This is a genomic window from Sphingopyxis indica (assembly GCF_032879645.1).
GTDB lineage: Bacteria > Pseudomonadota > Alphaproteobacteria > Sphingomonadales > Sphingomonadaceae > Sphingopyxis > Sphingopyxis indica.
In genome coordinates this window covers 2119462-2140241 of the sequence record NZ_CP076394.1, presented here as the reverse complement: position 1 = coordinate 2140241, position 20780 = coordinate 2119462, and the positions used below count along the sequence as shown (strand labels likewise).

Annotated in this window: 16 protein-coding genes; 4 read left to right on the top strand and 12 right to left on the bottom strand. The window is 66.3% G+C overall.

Features of this window, described 5'->3' with window-relative positions; all coding sequences use genetic code 11:
* Position 1: 1 nt before the first annotated feature.
* From KNJ79_RS10100 to KNJ79_RS10050, 11 genes are all read right to left on the bottom strand, one after another.
* A complete protein-coding gene (locus KNJ79_RS10100) occupies positions 2–1855 on the bottom strand; it encodes a tetratricopeptide repeat protein (RefSeq protein ID WP_317153845.1) in 1854 nt (617 codons plus the stop codon).
* Positions 1848–3230, bottom strand: a complete 1383-nt coding sequence (gene prsR, locus KNJ79_RS10095; protein WP_317153844.1) for a PEP-CTERM-box response regulator transcription factor — start codon at positions 3228–3230, stop codon at positions 1848–1850. The genes KNJ79_RS10100 and prsR overlap by 8 nt, the downstream gene beginning before the upstream one ends.
* Positions 3227–5323, bottom strand: a complete 2097-nt coding sequence (gene prsK / locus KNJ79_RS10090; RefSeq protein WP_317153904.1) for an XrtA/PEP-CTERM system histidine kinase PrsK — start codon at positions 5321–5323, stop codon at positions 3227–3229. Before prsK ends, prsR begins: the two co-directional genes overlap by 4 nt.
* A 2-nt stretch (positions 5324–5325) precedes the next feature.
* Positions 5326–6714, bottom strand: a complete 1389-nt coding sequence (locus KNJ79_RS10085) for a TIGR03013 family XrtA/PEP-CTERM system glycosyltransferase (protein WP_089214467.1) — start codon at positions 6712–6714, stop codon at positions 5326–5328.
* 123 nt (positions 6715–6837) lie between these two features.
* Positions 6838–8160 carry an HD-GYP domain-containing protein gene (locus KNJ79_RS10080; RefSeq protein WP_317153843.1) on the bottom strand — a complete coding sequence of 441 codons (1323 nt, stop codon included), beginning with the start codon at positions 8158–8160 and terminating at the stop codon, positions 6838–6840.
* A gap of 147 nt (positions 8161–8307) precedes the next feature.
* On the bottom strand, positions 8308–9444 hold the full coding sequence (locus tag KNJ79_RS10075) for a zinc-binding dehydrogenase (protein ID WP_317153842.1): 1137 nt from the start codon (positions 9442–9444) through the stop codon (positions 8308–8310).
* 404 nt (positions 9445–9848) lie between these two features.
* Positions 9849–10592, bottom strand: a complete 744-nt coding sequence (locus KNJ79_RS10070; RefSeq protein ID WP_317153841.1) for a 3'(2'),5'-bisphosphate nucleotidase CysQ — start codon at positions 10590–10592, stop codon at positions 9849–9851.
* Complete coding sequence (locus tag KNJ79_RS10065) at positions 10585–10866, bottom strand: DUF2061 domain-containing protein (protein ID WP_317153840.1); 282 nt, start codon at positions 10864–10866, stop codon at positions 10585–10587. The genes KNJ79_RS10070 and KNJ79_RS10065 overlap by 8 nt, the downstream gene beginning before the upstream one ends.
* A 9-nt stretch (positions 10867–10875) precedes the next feature.
* Complete coding sequence (gene cysN / locus KNJ79_RS10060) at positions 10876–12810, bottom strand: sulfate adenylyltransferase subunit CysN (protein WP_317153903.1); 1935 nt, start codon at positions 12808–12810, stop codon at positions 10876–10878.
* Between the two features lie 130 nt (positions 12811–12940).
* Positions 12941–13846, bottom strand: coding sequence for a sulfate adenylyltransferase subunit CysD (gene cysD / locus KNJ79_RS10055; protein ID WP_089214461.1), 906 nt, complete (start codon positions 13844–13846; stop codon positions 12941–12943).
* Between the two features lie 76 nt (positions 13847–13922).
* The gene (locus KNJ79_RS10050) at positions 13923–14825 is read right to left on the bottom strand and encodes a LysR family transcriptional regulator (RefSeq protein ID WP_317153839.1); all 903 of its coding nucleotides are present in this window, start codon (positions 14823–14825) and stop codon (positions 13923–13925) included.
* Positions 14826–14928: 103 nt separating this feature from the next.
* Between KNJ79_RS10050 and KNJ79_RS10045 the strand changes: the two genes are divergently transcribed.
* Genes KNJ79_RS10045 through KNJ79_RS10035 form a run of 3 tightly spaced genes read left to right on the top strand, consistent with a single transcriptional unit; the run spans position 14929 to position 16840 of the window.
* Positions 14929–16098: an isovaleryl-CoA dehydrogenase gene (locus KNJ79_RS10045; RefSeq protein ID WP_317153902.1), complete on the top strand. Its 1170-nt coding sequence runs from the start codon at positions 14929–14931 to the stop codon at positions 16096–16098.
* Positions 16095–16445: a hypothetical protein gene (locus KNJ79_RS10040; protein WP_317153838.1), complete on the top strand. Its 351-nt coding sequence runs from the start codon at positions 16095–16097 to the stop codon at positions 16443–16445. Before KNJ79_RS10045 ends, KNJ79_RS10040 begins: the two co-directional genes overlap by 4 nt.
* On the top strand, positions 16442–16840 hold the full coding sequence (locus KNJ79_RS10035) for a VOC family protein (RefSeq protein WP_317153837.1): 399 nt from the start codon (positions 16442–16444) through the stop codon (positions 16838–16840). Before KNJ79_RS10040 ends, KNJ79_RS10035 begins: the two co-directional genes overlap by 4 nt.
* 108 nt (positions 16841–16948) lie before the next feature.
* Here the strand turns inward: KNJ79_RS10035 and KNJ79_RS10030 are convergent, their stop codons facing one another.
* A complete protein-coding gene (locus KNJ79_RS10030; protein ID WP_317153836.1) occupies positions 16949–19039 on the bottom strand; it encodes a M13 family metallopeptidase in 2091 nt (696 codons plus the stop codon).
* Between the two features lie 142 nt (positions 19040–19181).
* Here KNJ79_RS10030 and KNJ79_RS10025 point away from each other — a divergent pair, with 142 nt between their 5' ends.
* On the top strand, positions 19182–20780 hold the full coding sequence (locus KNJ79_RS10025) for a carboxyl transferase domain-containing protein (RefSeq protein ID WP_317153835.1): 1599 nt from the start codon (positions 19182–19184) through the stop codon (positions 20778–20780).

Here is a 20780-nt window from a genome sequence, read left to right as displayed (position 1 = left end):
GCTACCGACCGGCCTGCGCCGCCTTGTCGCGCAGCGCGGCGGCATTCGCCGCATCGCCCTGCGCTTCGAGCAGATCGGCATAGAGCAGCATGATGCCGCGATTGAGCGGTTGCAGTCGATAGGCGCGCGCCGCCAGCGGCAGCGCGCGCTTCGCTTCGCCCTTTGCCATCCACGCCCGCGCAAGATCGCGCAGGATCACCGCGTCGCGGTCGCCGAGGCGGCGGCGCACGCGCTCGAACGCCGCGATCGCCGCATCCCAGCGGCGGCGATCGAGCGCCAGGCGGCCGGCGAACCGGTCGGCGGCGATGCTCGAGGGGCCGCTTTCGCGTAACGCAGCGACCGCCGCGGCGGCTCCCGCGGAATCGCCGCTGCGAAGCAGCGCGTCGGCAAGGCGCAATGCCGCACCTTCGCCCGCATCGAGGTTGCGCGCCTTGCGAAAGGCGGCGACTGCAAGGTCCAGGCGCCCTTCCGCCAGCGCGGCATCGCCGAACAGCCGGTGCGCGTCGGCGACCCCGGGATTGGCGTCGCGCAGCCGCGCCGCACGTTCGAGCGCGCGCGCACCGTTGCCCTGCATCACGTCGGCCGCGATCGCCGGAATCACCTTCGACGGATCGAGCGGCGCGGCTTCGGCTGCCATCGCGACGAGCAGCGGATCATCATCGACCGCGAAGGGCGCCGCCGCGCCGCGGGCCAGGCGCGCCGCGCGGTCCTGATAGGCCGCCGAGCCCTTCCCGTCGCCCTGCTCGGCCGCGACGCGCGCCGCGAGCAGCAGCGACCAGCTGTCGGCGTCGGCGCGCGCGACGATCGGGGCCAGCGCCGCTGCCGCGCCCTCATCGTCGGCATCGGCCCAGTTCGCCGCGGCAAGGAGGCGGCGGACGGTAAAATTATGCGGCTGCACCTCGACCAGCCGTTCGGCCCAGGTCGCGGCGAGCGCCTGCCCGCCGAGCTGCAATTCGGCGATTGCGCTGACCAGCATGAATCCCGGCTCGTCGTCGAGCTGCCCGCGCGTGCGCTGGAGCAGGCTGCGCGCGAGGCGGTAGTTGCCCGCGCGCGCGGCGAGTACGGCTTGCAGATAGAAAAGGCGCGGCTCGCCCGGCGTCAACGTGGCGGCACGGCGCAGCGACGCGAGCATTTCGCGATAGCGGCCGAGATCGCCGAGCGTCGCCGCGCGCTCGATCCACGCCTCGGCATTGCCGGGGTCGGCGGCGAGCGCCCTGTCATACCATGCAAGCGCGGGCGCCAGTCCCTGCTGATCGCGCACCAGATCGGCCTTGAGCGCGAGCGCCGCACCATTTCCGGCGTCGAGGTCGATCGCATGGTCGACCGCCTGGCGTGCGCCGCGCGCGTCGGCGTTGGCGGCACGAAAGCGCGCGACGTCGGCCCACAGCCCCGCCTCGCGCGGCCGCTCGCGGAGCGCGAGGTCAAAGGCCTTGCGCGCGCCGTCCAGGTCGCCCCGATCGAGGCGGACATTGGCTTCGACCCACGCCGCTTCGCCGAGCATTTCGGGTGCGATCGGCCCCGCATCGAGCGTCGCGATCGCCCGGTCGCCCTCGCCCTGCATCGCATAGGCGCGCGCGAGCAGCGGACGCAGCACCTCGCCCGCGCCGCCCGCCGCGATCGCCTCCTCGACCGCCGCTTCGGCCGTCACGCCGTCGCCGAGCCGCATGGCGACGCGCGCCAGCGCGGCGCGCTCGCGCACCGCTTCGGGGTGATCGGCGACATAGCGCGTCAATTCGGCGCGCTGACGCTCGAGCGCCGCGCGCGGCGCCTCGGCTTCACGCCCACCGCAGCCGGCGAGCAGCAACGCCGCGAGCAGCGCGCCGGCCCGAAGCCGCCCCGCCGTCATGTCAGCCATGCATCCGATATTGCCTCAAGAGATCATAGAGCGTCGGCCGGCTGATCCCGAGCAGCTTCGCCGCCGCCGAAATATTGCCCTCGCTCTGCGCCATCGCGCGGCGGATCGCGACGCGGTCGGCCGCCTCGCGCGCGCTGCGCAGATTGAGCCATGCCGCCTCGTCCGCGTCGCCCGCGCCCGCCGCCAGATCGAGGTCGTCCTTCGTTACAAGCTTGCCGTCGGCCATGATGACCGCGCGCTTGATCCGGTTTTCGAGCTCGCGGACATTGCCCGGCCAGCGCGCCTCGTCGATCGCCTGCAAGGCGTCGGATGCGAAACCGCGCACCGCGGGGTTCATCTCGGGCGCATATTGGTGAAGGAAATGCCGCGCGAGCAGCACCGCGTCGCCCGGCCGCTCGGCGAGCGAAGGGATCTTCACCACCATCTCCGCGAGCCGGTAGTAAAGATCGTCGCGAAAGCTGCCCGCGGCGATCATCGCATCGAGGTCGCGGTGCGTCGCACAGACGATGCGCGTGTTGACGGCGATGGCCTTGCGCCCGCCGATCCGCTCGATCGTCCGCTCCTGCAAAAAGCGCAGCAATTTGACCTGCAGCGGCAGCGGAATGTCGCCGACCTCGTCGAGGAACAAGGTCCCGTCGTGCGCGAGCTCGATCTTCCCCTCGGTCGTCTTGACCGCGCCGGTGAACGCCCCCTTCTCATGCCCGAACAGCTCGCTTTCGAGCAGATTCTCGGGGATCGCGGCGCAGTTGATCGCGACGAACGCGCCGTCGCGCCGCGCGCTCGCCTCGTGCAGGGCGCGCGCGAGCAGTTCCTTGCCGGTCCCGCTCGCGCCGAGCAGCATCACCGACACGTCCAGATTGGCGACGCGCTCGATCGTGCGCGCGACTTTCAGCATCTCGGGCGCGCCGGTGATCATCCCGCCGAGCACGCGATTGTCGCTCGCTCCCGCTTCGGCAAGCCGGGCATTCTCGACCTCGAGGTCGCGGACGTGAAAGGCGCGGCGCACGATCAGCCCGAGTTCCTCGATGTCGATCGGTTTCTGATAGAAATCCCATGCCCCGCTCGCGATCGCGGTGAGCGCGCTCGCGCGTTCGCCGTGCCCCGACACGACGACCACCTTGGCATCGGGCTTCATTTCGAGAATCGCTCTCAGCACGCGAAAACCCTCGCGGGTCCCGTCGGGATCGGGCGGCAGGCCGAGGTCGAGCGTCACCACTGCGGGCTCCTCGGCGCGCAGCAGGTCGAGCGCCGCGTCATGGTCGCCCGCGATCAGCACCTCATAATCGTCATAGGCCCATTTGAGCTGCGTCTGGAGCCCGGCGTCGTCCTCGACGACGAGCAGCTTGCGCGGCGTCTCGGCCGCTTCCTTGGTCATGATGCCACCTTCATCCACTCTTCGCCGCCATCGGCGCCATTCTCCCCCGCCGCGGGCAGCCACAGCGTAAAGCAGCTCCCCTCGCCCGGCTCGCTCAGCACTTCGATCGTGCCGTTCATCGCCTGCGCGAGCCCCAGCGCCTCGAAGGCCCCGAGGCCGAAACCGCCTTCCTTCGTCGAGACGAAGGGCTTGAACAGCTCCTCGCGGATGAAGTCGCGGCTCATCCCGCAGCCCTGGTCGAGCACGTCGATGCGCACGCGCCCCGCTTCCTTCGCCGCGATGATCTGCACCGGGCTTCCCTCGGGCGAGGCGTCGATCGCATTGGTCGCGAGTTGTTCGAGGATCTGCCGCACCGAAGCCACATCGGCCCACGCCGCGAGGCCGGTCGTGCAGCCCACGAAGATGTTGCGGCGCGGGCGCATCTGCGCGGCGATGTCGGAGAGCAGCGGTTCGACCAGCGTATGCGCCGCCTCGCTCGCCCGGTTGCGCTCGCGGGGCGACAGGCGCGCGAGCAAATCGCTCAGCCGGCCTGCGGAGAGTTTGAGCGTCTCGATCATATCGGCGCGAAACTCCGGCTTGTCGGCATGACGCTCGGCATTGCGCGCGAGCAGCGACAGCTGACTCGCGAGATTCTTGATGTCGTGCATGATGAAGGCGAAGCGGCGGTTGAACTCATCGAAGCGCTTCGCTTCGGATAGCGCCGCCTGGCTCTGTGATTCGGCGAGATAGCTCGCCGCCTGCTGCCCCGCGATGCGCAGCACGTCGAGATCTTCCCAATCGAGCGCGCGCGACACGGTGGGGCGATGCAGCACGGCGAGCGCGATCATGCGGCCGAAATGCAGCACCGGAACGACGACCCATGCACGCGTGTCGGTGATCATCCACTCGGGAATGGCCAGATCGGGCTCGACAGCAACGCCGTGCCGGACGGCGTCGAGGTCGACGATGTGCTGCGCCTCCTGCAAGGTGAAGGCGCAGCGCAAGGAAAGCGAAAGCTCATCGTCGATGCGCGCCGGCCAGCGCCACTGGTCGGCGATGCGAAAACAGCCCTGGACGTCGGGCAGCATCAGCAGCGCCGCCGGGCTTCCCGTCAGTTCGGCGAGTGCCTTGGCAACGCGGCGATAAAGGTTGCTGTCGCCTTCGTCGCTCTGCCCCAGCGTCGCGGTGAACCGCATCCATTCGGTGCGATAATCATAGCGATGCTCGAAAAAATGCTTCGAGATCGTCACCGAGAGCCACGCACGCGACCGCGGCGAAGCGAGCAGCAGGCCGCCCGCCCCCAGCGCGACGATCAGGAACAACCCCTGCGCCAGCTCGCCATAATCGCCGCCGCCGAGCCGCGCGACCGCCCCCGCGAGCCCGATCAGCACCAGATAGGCCGCGGCGCCGAGCAGCGCGATCGTCCGCATCGCGGCAGGGCGCGACAATCGGATGCGCTCGCGCCCGACGTCCATCGCGGCGAGCACGAAAGTCGGCAGCATCAGCAGCGCGACGGCGGGGGCCAGCAGCATCAGGGTCGAGGCCGGCTTTCCGGTCAGGGCGCCGATCAGCTGGACGTTGAGCTCGTAGGCCCAGAGCATCGCGAAAGCACCCGCCACCGCCACGATCGGCATCCGCAGACCCGATCCGCCGTGCCGCACGCCGCTGTCGACGAGCAGCAACCCGCCCGAGGCGGTGATCATCGCGGTCAGCGAGAGGCTCAGCCCGATCCACGGCAGCGAGGATTGTCCGGTGCGCAGCAGCGTCGCCCCCGCCACGACCGCCGCGACCAGCGAAATCGCGATGAGCAGACGCTGAATCAGTTTCTGCGGCCGCGACATCGGCGCATCGTGCGACCAGAAGCTTGCGCCGAGCCAGCCGAGCCAGGCGACATTGCGAAGCGCGCGGCCGACGAGACCCTCGGCCGAACCCGGTCCGAAGACATAGACCGGCAGGCACCAGAGCGCGGTCGCCACGGCGGCGGCGACCAGCCATTTCGGTGCCGGCATCAGCGCCGCCATCCGGGCGCGCGGCCGGCTGAGCAACCACAGGGTGACGCCAGCGAATCCTGCGAGCGCAGCGCCCGCGAGCAGGTGCGACAGCGCCGCGAGCATCGTCACCGCGCCCCTTCGGGCCACAGCACGACGCGCACCGTCTGCAGCAGGATCAACAGGTCGAGGAAGGGCGAATAATTTTTCGCATAATAGAGGTCGTATTCGAGCTTCGCGCGCGCATCCTCGATCGACGCGCCATAGGGATAGTTGATCTGCGCCCAGCCGGTGAGACCCGGCTTCACCATGTGGCGCTCGGCGTAAAAGGGCAGCTCGCGCGTCAGCTCCTCGACAAAGGCGGGGCGCTCGGGCCGCGGCCCGACGAAGCTCATCTCGCCCTTCAGCACGCACCAGAGCTGCGGCAGCTCGTCGATCCTGAGCTGGCGGATGATGCGGCCGACGCGCGTGATTCGCGGGTCGTTTTCGCTCGCCCACACTGCCTTGCCCGCGGCTTCGGCGTCGGTGCGCATCGAGCGGATCTTGACGATATCATAGGGCTCGCCGAACAGGCCGACGCGTTGCTGGCGATAGAAAACCGGTCCCTTGCTGTCGAGCTTGACCGCGATCGCTGCGACCAGGATCAGCGGCAGGCCTACGATCAGCACGACCAGGCTCGCCATAATGTCGAACAAGCGCTTGCCGACCTTCGAAATCCGCTGGCCCGCCGAAAATCCGTCCGAGAAAATCAGTCCGCTCGGATTGGTCGTCGCCAGGTCGATGCGCCCCGTCTCGCGCTCGATGAAGCTCGCAATATCGTTGACATGAACCCCGGTCGTCTTGACCCGCAATAATGCGGCGAGTGGCAGCGCCCCGCGCCGCTCCTCCATCGCCAATACGACTTCGCCGGCGCCCAGCGTCACCGCATGTTCGGCCAGGTTGGCGACCGCGCCGCGCGGCAGCGCTCCCGCGACCGCGCGCTCGTTGCCGGCCATCGCGATATGGCCGACGATGCTGAGCCCGCTCCCCGGCCGCGCCGCGAGCGCCGCGAGCCGCGCCGCGCGCGGTCCGGCACCGAGCACGAGGATGCGGCGGCGAAAGGCTTCGGTTCCACCAAGCTGTGTCACCGCGAAACGGACGAGGAAGATACCGGCGATCACAAAGACGATCGCATAGAGGCTGTTCGCGCGCCACAGCGTCGCGCCGGGCAACAGGAAGCGGAGCAACGACAGAAAAATCACGCCGAGCGAAATCGCCGCGATCAGCCGCGCGGTCGCGAAACCCAGCCAGCGCAGCGCCTCGGTCCCGTACATGCCGACCGCCATCATCGCGAGCGAATTGGAAAGCGCAAAGGTCAAAAGCGGCAGCCAGCGCTCACCGAGCCCCCCCGCGTCGAAATCGGCCTGATGCGCATAGAGGTGCCACGCCGCCTCGGCCGACAGCAGCACCACGGCAAACTCGATCAGCGCCAGCCAGACGACCGCGTGCGGAACATAATGTTTGAACAGTCTGAACATCGAAGACGCAGCGCCCTTTCGCTCGGGTCTATAGCGCGGCAGGCGTCAACTGTCGGTTAATTTTACACTTACCTGGCCGCCCCTGGAGCCGGCTCGTCTTCGCTTGGAATATGTCGCGGGCGCTCAGGCCTTTTCGGGGCGGCCGACGCGCGTGGCCATGACTCGCATCCGCATCGCGTCCCAATCGTCGAAGCGCCAGAAGGTCGGGCTGTCGCGGCAGATGATCCGCGGATCGTCCGCGCCCGGCGAGATGGTGCAATCATAGGGCTCGATGTCTTCGAGCCGGTCGCTGTCGAAAAAGGCGCGGACCGTGACGTCCTCGTCGAGCGTGCCGCAATTGCCCGAGACGATACCCAGCAACCCGTTCGAAATCCGGACCAGCGTTCCGATCGGAAATATGCCCAGACTGTCGGCGAAGCGTTCGAGCAGTTTCGGATCGAAATGTCCCGGCCAGCTCTGCATTTCGGTTAATGTTTCGCACGGTGCCCACGCCGCTCTATAGGCACGGTCGGAGGTCACGGCGTCATAGACGTCACAGATTGCCGCCATTCGCGCGAAGAGCGAGAGCTTCTCGCCGTTCAGCCCGTCGGGATAACCCGTGCCGTCGAATTTTTCATGATGTCGCAGGCAGACCTCGAGCGCGGCTGGTGGAATGGAGAGGGACCGCGCCAACAGCTTGTGCCCGGCTACGGGATGTTCCTCGACCGCCTGACGCTCGCGGCTGTCGAGCGCGCCGGGCTTCAGCAATATGTCGTCCGAAATCGCAATCTTGCCGATGTCGTGCAGCAGGCCGGCGACCCCCAAATCCTGTACCGTCGCCTCGTCCAGTTGCAGGTGCCGCGCGAAATTGATCATCAGCGCGCAGACCGCAACTGAGTGAAGATAGGTATATTCGTCCTTGTTCTTCAGCCGGACGAGATTGAGCAGTGCGCGCGGATCGCGGTGGATCGAATCGGCCACTTCCTGCGTCAGAAGGACGAGCGACTTGACCTCGATCGCGCGCCCGAGGCGAGCCGATTCGAACACGTCGACCATCGCACGGCGCGATTTGTCGATCACCCGCAGCGCACGCCGGCGCTCGGGACCATAGCTTTTCCGGGCACGCCGGACGTCGCGCGCGCGCTCGGGCGCGAACAGCGGCTGCGGGCGTGCCGCCACCGGCCATGGCGTGGCGATGGTGTGGACCGGCGGACGATCGATCGCTTCTGCACGGGCGGCGGCAGGGACCGCTGGGCCAGACGCTGGCGGCTCTTTCTCCGCGGGGCCGTCATCGGTCGCCGCGCCCTCGTCGATCACCGGCATGACGACGCTGCGGCTAGGGTCGATCACCAGCGCCTCGACGCGCGATTGCCGGATCTTTTCTAGCTGTTCGGAGGTTTCGACCAGGAAGCGACTGCGCCAAAAGGGATGATCGATCCACCGCCCCTCAAAGGTGTGGATGAACATACCGATCTCAACTTCGTCCGGACTTATCCTAAGCAGCATGCACTGTTGGCCCCGTGCGCGCGATCAACCACTGAAGAGCGTTAACGGCACGGGAAAGACGAGATTAAATCGCAGCGTCGCACGGCTAGCGGCTCGGCGGCCGGCACTTCAACCGTGCGGCCGGATCAGATATTTCTCGCCCGTGCGCTTCGCATTGTAATTTGCGATCGTGTCGAGCGAGAGGGCATCGGTCAGCGAGATTTCGTGGCTGTAGTGGCTCTTGAAGGTGGTCGTCAGTTCGGCGACCACGCGCGCACGCATCCGCCCGACGACGTCCGCGCCCGCCTTTTGCATGAAGGGTGTGAGCAGGAAGCCCGACAGCGACCAGGAAAAGCCGAAGCTGCGGTTGAGCACGGTTGGCCCGACATCGAGCGCACCATAGATATAGACCTGCTTGAACGTATCCGACCCATAGCGGCTGTAGGTCGTCATCCGCTTGACCGCCGCAGCCTCCATGCACGCGAGAATCTGCCCCGCAAGCTTGCCGCCGCCGATCGCGTCGAAGCCGCAAGTCGCGCCCGTTTCGACGAGCGCAGCCGTCAGCTTGTCGAGGAAATCCTCGTCGCTGCTGTTGACCACATATTTCGCGCCGATGCCCTTCAGCAGTTCGGCCTGCGCCGCGCTGCGCACGATATTGACGAGCGGGATGCCATCCTTGGCGCAGATCTTCACGAGCATCTGGCCGAGGTTCGACGCCGCCGCGGTGTGGACGAGCGCGCTGTGCCCCTCCATCCGCATCGTTTCGGTGAAGGCAAGGCTGGTGAGCGGATTGACGAAGCAGGAGGCTCCGTCCTTCGGATCGGTGCCTTCGGGCAGTTCCATGCACATCTGCGCCGGCAGACAGCGATATTCGGCGTAAATTTCGCCGCCGAGCACCGCGACGGTCTTGCCGAGCAGCGCCTGCGCTTCGGGCGACGCGCCCGCCTTGACCACGAGACCGCACCCTTCGTTGCCGATCGGCAGCGCCTGCCCGACGCGCGGCGCCATCGCGCGCATTCCCGGCGCCGGAATATCGGCGGTCACGACGGGCAGGCCGTCGCGCTCCGACGCGCGCGCGCTCGCCATGTCGGCCGCGCCGAACAACAGGCCAAGGTCCGACGGATTGATCGGCGTCGCGAGAATCTTCACCAATACCTCGTGCGGCGCGGGTTCGGGCATCGGCCGCCGCTCGAAGAAGACTTCGAGCTCGCCCTCGGGCTTGACCAGCGTGAGCATCGTCAGATTGGTATCGGGCAGGTCGGTCATCGCGGGTCTCCCATGCGTTCGGTTTCTCGATGCAACGGGTTAGGGCGCAGCGAAGGCGCTGGCAATGGCGAAGCGCGCGAAATGTGAGAGCCCGGGGTTGGCGTTGGGGTTGGAAGCGGACGTTTGCCTTCTTCGTCATCCCGGACTTGATCCGGGAGCCATTCCCTCCGACGCTGCGCCTAATGGGCCTTGGATCAAGTCGGCGTTTATCCTCACACCGTCCGTAATCTTTGATCCGTCATTGCGAGGAGCGCAGCGACGAAGCAATCTCCAGCCATCGGTCGGTTTGGACGATAGCTGGAGATTGCTTCGCTCCGCTCGCAATGACGCCATACGGATGCGAACGGGATAAGGGCCGATCAAGTCCGGGGTGACGAAAAGAGGAAGGTCGGCCTATCGCCCAATCAGGGCTTCACAAATTCCCCCGCGATCCGCAGCACGTCGGCGGCGAATTCCTGTCGGCAGATCAACAGGTCGGGCAGATAGGTGTCGGCATTGTTGTAGCGTAGCGGCGCTCCGTCGATGCGGCTGACGTGGAGGCCGGCGGCGGCGGCGACGGCGGCGGGGGCGCAATTGTCCCATTCATATTGGCCGCCGGTGTGGAGGTAGATGTCGGCTTCGCCGCGCACGACCGCCATTGCCTTGGCGCCCGCCGACCCCATGGCGAGCAGCTCGGCGCCGAGGCGTTCGGCGACGAACACGGCTTCGGCGGCGGGGCGGGTGCGGCTGACGAGCATCTTTGGCGGGATATTCGCGGCGCCGAGCGGGATGGGCGCGCCCGAGGTCAAGGTCAGCCCGAGCCCCGGAAGCGCGACCGCGCCGACCGCCGCGACGCCGTCGATCGCGAGCGCGACATGCACCGCCCAGTCGCTGCGCCCTTCGCCATATTCGCGGGTGCCGTCGAGCGGGTCGACGATCCACACGCGCGACTGCGCGAGCCGCGCGACATTGTCCTTTTCCTCTTCGGAGAGCAGGCCGTCATCGGGGCGCGCGGCGCGGATCTCGCGGCACAGCATCGCATTGGCGGCGTCATCGCCCGCCTGCCCGAGCGCCTTGCCCGCAAGCTCGCCCGCGGTGCGCAGGCCGAGCAATATCTCCCCCGCCGCTGCGGCGAGGCGCGCGGCGAGTTCTGCGTCCGTTTCAGCCATGATCGACAATCAGTCCTTCTTCCTCGGCCCCGGCCTTGTCGCCCGCCGCGCCGCGCTTGTCCACGCCCCAGCCGATCCGCGCCCAGGCGCGCTCGTGGAGATAATAGAGCAGCATCTTGGTCAGCACCTCGGTGCTCGCGATCGCGCTCGCCGCCTTGACGTTCGCGGTGAAGAGATAGCTCAGCAGGAAGGTGTCGATGCTGCCGAGCACGCGCCAGCTGATCGCCTTCAACAGCGACCGGCTATGCGCCTCCCTCCCCCGGAACAGCAGCATGTCCCGCGGCTATCCGAGCAACCGGTCGACGATCAGGTCGGCCGCGGCTTCGGCGGTCATCGTCGTCGTGTCGATGCGGATCTCGGGATTTTCGGGCGCCTCATAGGGGCTGTCGATACCGGTGAAATTCTTGAGCTGGCCGCTGCGCGCCTTCTTGTAGAGGCCCTTCACGTCGCGCCGTTCGGCTTCCTCGAGCGGCGTGTCGATGAAGATTTCGAGGAACTCGCCCTCCGGCAGCATCGCGCGCACCATGTCGCGCTCGGCCTTGAACGGCGAGATGAAGGCGGTGATGACGATCAGCCCGGCGTCGGTCATCAGCTTCGCGACCTCGCCGACGCGGCGGATATTCTCGATGCGGTCGGCCTCGGTAAAGCCGAGATCCTTGTTGAGCCCGTGACGCACATTGTCGCCGTCGAGCAGGAAGCTGTGGCGGTTCATCCGAAAGAGCTTCTTTTCGACGAGGTTGGCGATCGTCGACTTGCCCGATCCCGACAATCCCGTGAACCAGAGCAGCGCGGGCTTCTGATTCTTGAGGTCGGCGCGCGCCTCGCGGCTGATGTCGGTCGCCTGCCAATGGACATTCTGCGCGCGGCGCAGGCTGAAGTGCAGCATCCCCGCGCCGACCGTCGCATTGGTCAGCTTGTCGATCAGGATGAAGCCGCCGAGCGCGTGATTGTCGGCATAGGCCTCGAACACGATCGGCTTGTCGGTCGACAGCTCGACGACGCCGATGCCATTCAAATCGAGCGTCTTCGCCGCGAGATGGTCGAGCGTGTTGACGTTGATCTCGTATTTCGGGGCCTGCACCGTCGCCGACACCGTCTGCGCCCCCAGCTTGAGCCAATAGCCGCGCCCCGGGATCATCGCCTCGTCGGCCATCCACACCAGCGTCGCCTCGAAGCGGTCGGCAGCCTCGGGCGGCGCGGCCGCCGCGGCGATCACGTCGCCGCGCGAGCAATCGACCTCGTCGGCGAGCGTCAGCGTGACCGACTGCCCCGCGACCGCCTCGTCGAGATCGCCGTTCAGCGTCACGATACGCGCCACGCTGGTCGTCTTGCCGCTCGGCAGGATGCGCACCGGGTCGCCCGGCGCGATGCGTCCGCTCGCGACCTGGCCCGCAAAGCCCCGGAAATCGAGGTTGGGGCGGTTGACCCACTGCACCGGCATGCGGAAGGGTTTGGCTTCCTCGACGCGCGCTCCGAGATCGACATTTTCGAGATGCTCGATCAACGCCGGCCCCTTGAACCACGGCGTGTTCGGCGACAGCGCGGTGATATTGTCGCCGCGAAAGCCCGAAATCGGGATCGGCGTGAAATGGGTGATGCCGATCTCGCTCGCAAAGGCGCGATAGGCGAGCACGATGCGCTCGAACACGCCCTTGTCGTAACCGACGAGGTCCATCTTGTTCACCGCGAGCACGATATGCCGGATCCCGAGCAGATGCGCGAGAAAGCTGTGCCGCCGCGTCTGGGTGAGCACCCCCTTGCGCGCGTCGATCAGGATCACCGCAAGATCGGCGGTCGAGGCGCCGGTGACCATGTTACGCGTATATTGCTCGTGCCCCGGCGTGTCGGCGACGATGAACTTGCGCTTCCCGGTGGTGAAGAAGCGATAGGCGACGTCGATCGTGATCCCCTGCTCGCGCTCGGCGGCGAGGCCGTCGACGAGCAGCGCGAAGTCGATCTCGCCACCTTGCGTGCCCACCCGCTTCGAGTCCGCCTCGAGCGCGGCGAGCTGGTCCTCGAAAATCATCTTGCTGTCGTAAAGCAGCCGCCCGATCAAGGTCGACTTGCCGTCGTCGACGCTGCCGCAGGTGATGAAGCGCAGCAGCGACTTCTGCTCATGGCTGGCCAGATAGGCGTCGATATCCTCGGCAATCAGCGCATCGGTGACATAGACGGGGTCGGTCACAAGATTCCTCCCCGGCACGGGGAGGGGGACCATGCGAAGCATGGTGGAGGGGCACCCTCGTCATATCCTGCTATCGCGAGGGAGCGCCCTGACGCACGTGCCCCTCCACCACCTGCGGTGGTCCCCCTACCCGTGCCGGGAAGGATCGGCGTGAACCGCACCATCAGAAGTACCCCTCCTGCTTCTTCTTCTCCATCGACGCATCGCCGCCATCCTTGTCGATCGCGCGCCCCTGGCGCTCGCTCGTCGTCGTCAGCAGCATTTCCTGGATGACCTCGCTCAACGTCGCAGCGGTGCTTTCGACCGCACCGGTCAGCGGATAGCAGCCGAGCGTGCGAAAGCGGATCGAGCGAAGGGCAGGAACCTCGCCGTCCTTGAGCGGAAAGCGGTCGTCGTCGACCATCAGCAACAGCCCGTCGCGCTCCACCGTCGGCCGCGGCGCCGCAAAATAGAGCGGCACGATCGGAATAGTCTCGCGCGCGATATATTGCCAGATGTCGAGCTCGGTCCAGTTCGACAGCGGGAAGACGCGGATGCTCTCGCCCTTCGCCTTCTTCGCATTGTAGAGATTCCAAAGCTCGGGCCGCTGCTTCTTCGGGTCCCAGCCGTGCGACTGGGTGCGGAAGGAGAAGATGCGTTCCTTCGCCCGGCTCTTCTCCTCGTCCCGCCGCGCGCCGCCGAAGGCGACGTCGAAGCCATATTTGTCGAGCGCCTGCTTCAGCCCCTCGGTCTTCCACATGTCGGTGTGCAGCGCGCCATGGTCGAACGGGTTGATCCCGCGCGCCTGCGCCTCGGGGTTCTGGTGCACGATCAGCTCCATCCCCGCCTCTTCGGCCATGCGGTCGCGCATTTCGTACATCGCCCGGAACTTCCACGTCGTGTCGACGTGCAGCAGCGGAAACGGCGGCGGCGAAGGATAAAAGGCCTTGCGCGCCAGATGCAGCATCACCGCGCTGTCCTTGCCGACGCTGTACAGCATCACAGGCCGCGCCGCGTCCGCCATCACCTCACGCATGATATGAAGGCTCTCAGCCTCCAATCGGTCCAGATGGGTAAGCGTCTTCGTCATGTCCCCGCCATTGCCGCCACCGCCCGCAACAGGCAAACTGTATGGCCTTTTGCCCTGCCAAGCCAGACTTGCAGGGTCAGGCGATCATCGCAACCCTCGCGCGCTGCCAGTCGCGTGCGATCGCGTCGATCGCCTTGAGCGGCGCCTCCAGCCGCCGGGCGATGTCGGGAAGCCCGCTCCAGTCCGATGCGAACAGCAATCCCAGCTCGCGGCGAAAATCATAGCCGGTGACGTGTAGCGCCACCGTGTCCTCGCCGGCCAGCGACAGCGGCGCCGTGGTGATGCCGATCCCGGCGGCGACCATCCGGATGCAGCGATCGTCGCTGTCGCTGCGCAGCGAAAAGCGGGGACGCACGCCGTGGCGGGTAAAGAAGCGGCTCGTTGCGTCGAGAAATTCGCACGAGCGCCGCGCGATCATCGTTTCGGGCGCCAGTTCCTCGGGCGACACTTCGCCTCGCGACGCCAGCGGATGATCCTGCGGAACCAGCATGACCAAGGGCTCTTCATAAAGCGCCAGCGCCTCGCCCTCACCTTCCCCGGCCTTGAGCGGAACGAGCGCGATCTGGATGCGGCCGCTCGCGAGCGCGGTGCGCAGCTCGGAATCGCTTCCTTCGACGATTTCGATCGAGAAGGATCGGGCGAACTCGGCGACGATCCGCTGGAGAAATTCGCCCGGTGCCGACCGGATCACGCCAATCCGCAGCAGGGGCGCGGTCGCCGTTTCGTCGCGGCCGAAGCCATCGGCGGCGCGAAAGGCGCGTTCGAGCTCGCGCGCGATGGGGAGGAACCGCCCGCCCGCTTCGGTCAGGCGGATCTTGCGCCGGTTTCTTATGAAGAGCTGTGCCCCGACGAGCCGCTCGAGTTCGGCGACGCCGGTCGACAAGGCCGGCTGCGTCACGCGGATCTGCTGCGCCGCCTGCGTGAAGCTGCCAGCATCGACGACCGCGAGAAACTGCCGGATATGCGCGCGCTTGATCATAAATATTTCTTATGATCTATCGCATCGGATTTCAATTTTCATATGGTTCGACTTTCGTGCAAGAGTGGGACATCCTCACCGCCCGGACTGCGAAAGGCTGACCATGCGCGCCACCCCCGACTTCGATTTCGCGCTCGGCGAGACCGCCGACATGATCCGCGAGACCACCGCCCGCTTCGCCGACGAACAGATCGCGCCGCTCGCCGCCAAGGCCGACGCCGAGGACTGGTTCCCGCGCGACGAACTGTGGACGCAGATGGGAGTGCTCGGACTTCACGGCATCACCGTCGAGGAAGAATGGGGCGGGCTCGGGCTCGGCTATCTTCAGCATGTGATCGCGGTCGAGGAGGTATCGCGTGCGTCGGGTGCGATCGGCCTCTCCTACGGGGCGCACTCGAACCTCTGCGTCAACCAGATCCGCCGCTGGGGCAATGACGAGCAGAAGCGCAAATATCTGCCCCGGCTGATCTCGGGCGAGCATGTCGGAAGCCTCGCCATGTCCGAAGCCGGCGCGGGCAGCGACGTCGTCTCGATGAAGCTCAAGGCCGAGAAGGTTCAGGGCGGCTATGTCCTCAACGGCACGAAGTTCTGGATCACCAACGCGACCTGTGCCGACACGCTCGTCGTCTATGCCAAGACCTCGCCCGAGGCGGGATCGCGCGGCATCACCGCCTTCCTGATCGAAAAGGACATGCCGGGGTTCAGCATCGGGCAAAAGATCGACAAGGTCGGGATGCGCGGCTCCCCGACCGCCGAACTCGTCTTCACCGATTGCGAAGTCAGTGAAGAACAGGTGATGGGGCCGGAGAACGGAGGCGTCGGCGTGCTGATGTCGGGGCTCGATTATGAGCGCGTGGTGCTCGCGGGGCTTCAGCTCGGCATCATGCAGGCGTGTCTCGACACCGTCATTCCTTACGTGCGCGAGCGCAAGCAGTTCGGCAAGCCGATCGGCTCGTTCCAGCTGATGCAGGCGAAGGTCGCCGACATGTATGTCGCGCTCAATTCGGCGCGATCCTATGTCTATAATGTCGCCAGGGCATGCGACGCGGGGCAGACGACGCGCTTCGACGCCGCCGGCGCGATCCTGCTCGCGAGCGAGAGCGCGGTGAAGGTCGCGGGCGAGGCGATCCAGGCGCTGGGCGGCGCGGGCTATACCAAGGACTGGCCGGTCGAGCGCTATTGGCGCGACGCCAAGCTGCTCGACATCGGCGCGGGGACCAACGAGATCCGCCGGATGCTGATCGGCCGCGAGCTTATCGGCGCCGGCGCGTGACCTGGCTGTGGCTGTCGGCCGCCGCGATGGCAGCGACGGCCTTTTTCCATTCGCGGCTCGGCGAAAAGCGGATGGTGCGCCCCCTGCTCGCGCTGAACGCGGGCGTGACCACCGATCCACGCATCCGCCGGATCATCCGTTTCGCCTGGCACGCGACGTCGGTGCTGATGCTGCTGAGCGCCATCACCGTCGCCTGGCCCGGAACGCCGCGCGCGGTCGTCGCGATCATCGGCGGCGGCTGGCTGGCAACCGGCCTTGTCAACGCAGCCTATCTGAGCGGCCGCCATATCGTGTGGCTGTTCCTGAGCACCGCGGGTGCGCTTGCACTGATCGGGGTCTTTGCATGAGCGACACGCGCTTTTCGGTCACCGCCCTCGACCACATCGTCCTCTGCGTGAACGACGTCAATGCGACGCGCGCCTTTTACGAGCGCGTGCTCGGCATGACCTCGCGCGAGGAGCGGCCCGGCAAATGGTCGCTGCAGTTCGGCGCCCACAAGATCAGCCTGCAGGACGCCCGCACCGCCCCCTCGATCGCGCGCGACACCGTGCCCGGCAGCGGCAATTTCTGCCTGCTCAGCGATGTTCCGGTGGCCGAGTGGCGCGGCCATCTGGCCGAGCAAGGTGTAGAAATCATCGACAGCGGGCACCGCCACGGCGCCACCGGAACGATCGACTCGCTCTATTTCCACGACCCCGACGGCAATCTGGTCGAAGTGAGCAATATCGTGGCGGCGCGATGAGCGAGTTCGCCCTCGACGCACTGCAATATTATGGCGCGGGTGCCCCGACGTCTGCCGCTGCGCCGAACGGCGGCGGGACGGACTGACCGCCCCGCCATGCTTCCCCAATCAACCCCAGACGCGCACGCGCTTTTCGGGCGGCAGGTACAGCTTGTCGGTCGGCTTGACGTCGAACGCCTTGTACCATGCGTCGAGGTTGCGCACCGTCAGCGCGCGATACATGCCCGGCGCGTGGCCGTCGGTCGCGATCCGCGCGCGCAGCGCTTCGTCGCGCATCTTCGTCGCCCACGTCTGCGCATAGGCGATGAAAAAGCGCTGGTCGCCGGTAAAACCGTCGATCACCGGCGCTTCCTTGCCCTTCAGCGACGCCCGATAGGCATCGTAGGCCGCCTGCAGCCCCGCCACGTCGGCGATATTCTCGCCCAGCGTCAGCTTGCCGTTCACCGCCAGGTCGGGGAACGGCTTATACTGGTCATATTGCTCGGCGAGCGCCTTTCCGGCTTCCTCGAACTTCTTGAGGTCCGCGTCGGTCCACCAGTTGCGCAGCGCGCCGGTCGAATCGAACGCCGCGCCATTATTGTCGAAGCTGTGGCTGATCTCGTGCCCGATCACCGCGCCGATCGCGCCGTAATTATAGGCGGGATCGGCCTTGGGGTCGAAGAAGGGCGGCTGCAGAATCGCGGCGGGGAAATTGAGCGCATTCTGCACCGGCAGGTTCACCGCATTGACCGTCTGCGGCGTCATCCACCATTCGCCCTTGTCGAAAGGCTTGCCGATCTTGGCGAGCTGATGCGCATATTCGGCCTTTTCGCCCGCGACTTCGTTGGCATAGGCGGCATCGGCGCTGACCTGATAGCTGCCATAGTCGCGCCACGTCTCGGGATAGCCGACGCCGACCTGGATCGTTTCGACCTTCTTCAGCGCTTCCTTCTTGGTCTCGGGCGCCATCCAGTCGATCGCCTGCACCCGCTTCGCAAAGGCGGCCTTGATGCCATCGACCATGTCGCTGACTTCGGCCTTCGCCGAGGCGGGGAAATATTTCTCCGCATAGACGCGGCCGACCGCATCGCCGAGATACTGGTTCACCGCCGCGATCGCGCGCTTGTCGCGGCTGCGCTGCTCGGGCGTTCCCGACAGAATGGAGCCGTAAAAGGCGAAATGCGCATTGTCGATCGCGCTCGGCAGCACGTCGGCGTGGCTGTTGATCTGGTGGAAGGCCAGCCAGTCTTTCCAGGCTTCGAGCGGTTGCGAGGCGACGAGCGCCGACAGGCCCGCGATCGCCTTGGCATGGTAGGCGCCGAACTTGTCCGCGCCGTCGAGTTGCGCCGCGGAAAAGAAAGCCGGCCAGTCGATGCCGGGCGCCTTTTTCGAGAAATCGGCCTTGGTCCAGACGTCGGCCGATTTGGTAAAATCCTCACTCTCTTCGCGGCTGGCATGCGCCCTGGCGATCTTCGTTTCGAGATCGAAGATGCGCTTCGCTTTCGCATCGGCGTCGGCAACGCCCGCCGCGGTCAGAAGCGTGGCGATATAGGCCTGATAGGCGGTGCGGATGCTCGCCATCTTCGGGTCGGACGACAGATAATATTCGCGCTCGGGCATGCCGAGGCCGCCCTGCAGCAGATAGGGGATCACCTCGCCCGGCGTGGCGAGGCCCTGCGTCACGAAGACGCCGAACAGATTTTCGGTGTTGAAGTCGGTCGCGTTGAGCGGGTCGACGTCGGCGCGGACTTCCTCGCCCAATATCTTCGACAGCTCGGCCTTGTCGGTGATCGCGGCGAAGCGCGCGAGGTCGGGCTCGACGGGCTTCATGCCCGCCTTGTCGATCGACGGCGTGTCGATATAGGCCTTGTAGAAATTGGCGATCCGCGCCTGGTCGGTGCCCTTCTCGACCGGCCCCTTGACGATCGCGTCGATCAGCTCGCGGTTACGCTTCTCGGTCTCGAGGAAGGCGGTATAAAAGGCGCCGGTCGACGAGCGGTCGGCGGGAATCTCGGTCGTTTTCTGCCAGTTACCGTTCGCATAGGCATAGAAATCGTCGCCCGGATTGACGCTCGTGTCCATTGCGGCCTTGTTGATGCCGATCTCGGTCCCGATCGAGTAGCTCGCGGCCGCCTTGTCCTCGCCGCCGCCCGAGCAGGCGACCGGGCCGGCGAGCACCGCGGCGGTAGACAAGAGGACGGCGAAAATCTTCTTCTTCATGGGTTTGCAACCTCGACTTCGGGGGAATGTGAAGGGGGGATACGCCTGTGACCGCCCGGTTTCAATGCCAACCAATTTCGGCCTGCGGCGCTTTTCATTCGACGAGCGACCAACTAGGCAACCAGCGAGGAGAGACAGCCAAGTGAGCGCACCGGTCCTGCAAACCATGGTCCAGCCGGAGAGCGAGGCCTTTCGCAGCAACGCCGCGCACAACCGCGCGCTGAAGGACGAGCTTTGGGCGCGGGTCGCCGAAGCGGCGCGCGGCGGCAGCGAGAAAGCGCGCGAGCGGCATACGAGCCGCGGCAAGCTGCTCCCGCGCGAGCGCGTCGAACGGCTGCTGGACCCCGGCTCGCCTTTCCTCGAAATCGGCCAGCTCGCGGCGTGCGACATGTATGGGGGTGAAGTGCCGGGCGCGGGGATGATCGCGGGTATCGGCCATGTGTCGGGCAGGCAGGCGATGATCGTCTGCAACGACGCGACGGTGAAGGGCGGCACTTACTATCCGATGACGGTGAAGAAGCATCTCCGCGCGCAGGAGATTGCCGAGGCGAACCGCCTGCCCTGCATCTACCTCGTCGACTCGGGCGGCGCCAATCTGCCGCACCAGGCCGAAGTCTTCCCCGACCGCGACCATTTCGGCCGCATCTTCTTCAACCAGGCGAATATGTCGGCCAAGCGCATCCCGCAGATCGCCTGCGTGATGGGAAGCTGCACCGCCGGCGGCGCCTATGTTCCCGCGATGAGCGACGAGACGGTGATCGTCCGGGGTCAGGGCACGATCTTCCTCGCCGGCCCGCCGCTGGTGAAGGCGGCGACGGGCGAGGAGATCAGCGCCGAGGACCTCGGCGGCGGCGATCTGCATGCGAAGAAATCGGGCGTCGTCGATCATCTGGCCGAGAATGACGAACATGCGCTGACGATCGTGCGCGATATCGTCTCGACCTTCGGGGGCGATGACGGCTTCGAAGTAGCGATGAAAGACCCGCGCCCGCCGAAATATGACGCCGAGGAGCTATACGGCATCATCCCGCAGGACGTCCGCGCGCCCTATGACGTCCACGAAGTCATCGCGCGCATCGTCGATGGCAGCGAATTCCACGAATTCAAGGCGCATTATGGCAGCACGCTCGTCTGCGGCTTTGCGCATATCTGGGGCATCCCGGTGGCGATCCTCGCCAATAACGGCGTGCTGTTCAGCGAAAGCGCGGTCAAGGGTGCGCATTTCATCGAACTGGTGCAGCAGCGGCGCATCCCCCTGCTCTTCCTCCAGAACATCTCTGGCTTCATGGTCGGTGGGAAATATGAGGCCGAAGGCATTGCGAAACATGGGGCAAAGTTGGTGACCGCGGTCGCGACGGCGACGGTGCCGAAAATCACGGTGCTGATCGGCGGCAGCTTCGGCGCGGGCAATTACGGCATGTGCGGGCGCGCTTACTCCCCGCGTTTCCTCTTCACCTGGCCCAATGCGCGGATCAGCGTGATGGGCGGCGAGCAGGCGGCAAGCGTGCTGGCGACCGTCCACCGCGACGCCGACACATGGACGGCGGAAGAGGCCGAAGCCTTCAAGGCGCCGATCCGCCAGAAATACGAAGATGAAGGCAATCCCTATCACGCGACCGCGCGCCTCTGGGACGATGGCATCATCGACCCCGCCCAGACGCGCGACGTGCTGGGACTGGCTTTTGCGGCAACGCTGAATGCGCCGGTCGAGGACCGCGGGTTCGGTGTGTTCAGGATGTGA

Bases quoted from the DNA above. Each gene is read 5' to 3' on its own strand.
- KNJ79_RS10100 (WP_317153845.1), bottom strand. From the start codon at position 1,855: ATGGCTGACATGACGGCGGGGCGGCTTCGGGCCGGCGCGCTGCTCGCG.
- prsR (WP_317153844.1), bottom strand. From the start codon at position 3,230: ATGACCAAGGAAGCGGCCGAGACGCCGCGCAAGCTGCTCGTCGTCGAG.
- prsK (WP_317153904.1), bottom strand. From the start codon at position 5,323: ATGCTCGCGGCGCTGTCGCACCTGCTCGCGGGCGCTGCGCTCGCAGGA.
- KNJ79_RS10085 (WP_089214467.1), bottom strand. From the start codon at position 6,714: ATGTTCAGACTGTTCAAACATTATGTTCCGCACGCGGTCGTCTGGCTG.
- KNJ79_RS10080 (WP_317153843.1), bottom strand. From the start codon at position 8,160: ATGTTCATCCACACCTTTGAGGGGCGGTGGATCGATCATCCCTTTTGG.
- KNJ79_RS10075 (WP_317153842.1), bottom strand. From the start codon at position 9,444: ATGACCGACCTGCCCGATACCAATCTGACGATGCTCACGCTGGTCAAG.
- KNJ79_RS10070 (WP_317153841.1), bottom strand. From the start codon at position 10,592: ATGGCTGAAACGGACGCAGAACTCGCCGCGCGCCTCGCCGCAGCGGCG.
- KNJ79_RS10065 (WP_317153840.1), bottom strand. From the start codon at position 10,866: ATGCTGCTGTTCCGGGGGAGGGAGGCGCATAGCCGGTCGCTGTTGAAG.
- cysN (WP_317153903.1), bottom strand. From the start codon at position 12,810: ATGGTCCCCCTCCCCGTGCCGGGGAGGAATCTTGTGACCGACCCCGTC.
- cysD (WP_089214461.1), bottom strand. From the start codon at position 13,846: ATGACGAAGACGCTTACCCATCTGGACCGATTGGAGGCTGAGAGCCTT.
- KNJ79_RS10050 (WP_317153839.1), bottom strand. From the start codon at position 14,825: ATGATCAAGCGCGCGCATATCCGGCAGTTTCTCGCGGTCGTCGATGCT.
- KNJ79_RS10045 (WP_317153902.1), top strand. From the start codon at position 14,929: ATGCGCGCCACCCCCGACTTCGATTTCGCGCTCGGCGAGACCGCCGAC.
- KNJ79_RS10035 (WP_317153837.1), top strand. From the start codon at position 16,442: ATGAGCGACACGCGCTTTTCGGTCACCGCCCTCGACCACATCGTCCTC.
- KNJ79_RS10030 (WP_317153836.1), bottom strand. From the start codon at position 19,039: ATGAAGAAGAAGATTTTCGCCGTCCTCTTGTCTACCGCCGCGGTGCTC.